The organism is Streptomyces sp. YS-3 (assembly GCF_045257485.1).
Taxonomy (GTDB): Bacteria; Actinomycetota; Actinomycetes; order Streptomycetales; family Streptomycetaceae; genus Streptomyces.
On the sequence record NZ_JBJHPC010001011.1, the window covers coordinates 1 to 1,311 of the forward strand.

At 76.9% G+C, this 1,311-nt stretch carries 1 protein-coding gene; it reads right to left on the reverse strand.

The window, feature by feature from the left end; all coding sequences use genetic code 11:
* On the reverse strand, positions 1 to 1,132 hold a 1,132-nt coding region (locus ACJA3G_RS37140; protein ID WP_406557415.1), incomplete at its 3' end, for a hypothetical protein.
* Positions 1,133 to 1,311 lie beyond the last annotated feature (179 nt).

Genomic DNA, 1,311 nt, shown 5'->3' on the forward strand with positions numbered 1-1,311 from the left:
CGCCCGCCCAGGGCCCGTACGCCGGACCCGCGTCGTAGTACGGACGGCGGCCCCCGTCCGTGTCGACCTGCCGTACCAGCGGGTCCTGCCCGTCCCGCAGGCGCGTCGCGTCGGCGAGGCAGACCGGGACCTCACGCGGGGCGCCGCCCGCCGGGGACCAGCTGGCGTCCTCGACCGAGGGGCCGTGGCGCGGGTCGAAGAAGCAGGGGGCGCGGCGCTCGGGCAGCGGCCGGTGCTCCCGGCGGGCGGCCAGGGTGGCGAGCGAGAACCGCCCGTCCTCCAGGGCCTGGGTGACCCCGCGCACGTCGGAGGGGTGCCGGGCCGCCGCCATCAGGGTCTTCGAGGTCTCGTACGAGTCGAGCGCGCGCTCGTAGTCGGCGCGCATGGCGTCGTCGGCGCCCGCCTCCGCCGGGTGGAAGTCGAGCCGGTCCAGCTCCTCGCCGAACGCGGTGATGTCCTCGTCCACGACCACCTGGAGCCGCCGCAGCGCGGCCCGCTCCTCCTCGGCCTTCCTCTTCCGGCTGCGCCGCACCAGGGCGTACGCGCCGGCGCCACCCGCCACGACGATCGCGCCCACGGCGATCAGCCCGGTGGTCGAGCCACCGCCGTCCTCATGGGATCCCGCGCCGCCGCCCCAGGAGGCGGGGGCGTGGCCGCGCAGCGTGGGCAGGGCCTGGTCCACGAACGCGTTCAGCTGGGTGGCGGCGTCCGCGGCGGTGCCCGGGGCCCGTACCGCGGTCTTCAGGTTCTCCACGGCCTGCGCCGACATGACCGTGCGGTCGGCGCCGGCGTTGAAGGCGTCGCCCAGGCGGACCGCGTACAGGCCGGTGACGCCGGTGTCCGTACGGAGGTTCTGCAGGAGGGTGGCCCTGGGGAACGCGGAGGTCGCGGGCAGCACGGCCACGAAGAGCGGCTTGTCGGCGTCCTTGATCTTCTTCGCCAGGGCGTCGGCCTGGGCGGCCGGGAGCTGCGCGGCGGCGCCCGGGTCGACGTACACCGGTGCCTTCCGCAGCGCGGCGGCGACCTCGCCGACTCCGGACGCGGCGGGCGCGGCGGTGGCGGTGGCCGTGGCCAGGGGGGCCAGCGCGAGGAGTGCGGCGGCGACGGACGCGAGCGGAACGCGGAGCCTCATGTTTCCGACGCTACCGGAGTCGCTCGCGAAACGGACAAACCTTCGGGGGCGAGAGCGGCCCCCGGCCCCCGCCGGCCCGCGGCCCGCTACTCCGGCGGCTCCACCCCGGCCCGGAGCAGTCCGTAGGTGTACGCGTCCTCCAGCGCCCCCCAGGAGGCCCGCTGGAGGACGCGTACACC